This is a genomic window from Escherichia sp. AM3, assembly GCF_032029835.1.
Classification (GTDB): Bacteria; Pseudomonadota; Gammaproteobacteria; order Enterobacterales; family Enterobacteriaceae; genus Escherichia; species Escherichia coli.
The window spans coordinates 1-239 of record NZ_JAVUPQ010001275.1; the positions used below are offsets into that span (position 1 = coordinate 1).

General features: G+C 57.3%; 1 pseudogene. It reads left to right on the top strand.

Going from position 1 to position 239, the window contains the following annotated elements:
• Nucleotides 1–239, top strand: a pseudogene (locus RTW80_RS30650) (lipid A phosphoethanolamine transferase); the annotation flags it as partial.

Consider the following 239-nt stretch of genomic DNA (forward strand, 5'->3'; position numbering starts at 1 on the left):
GAGTAATACCTGTCGCTATACCCTGTTACGCCAGCTGCGTACCCGTGGGCAACGCATCCGCAACGTCGCCGTCGTTCTTCTGGCGGGTCTGCTGGTATGGGCGCCTATTCGCCTGATGGAAAAACAGCAAAAGCGGATCGAAAAAGCGACAGGCGTAGATATGCCAAGCTACGGCGGCGTGGTGGCTAACTCGTATCTGCCGTCTAACTGGCTGTCGGCGTTAGGTCTCTATGCCTGGG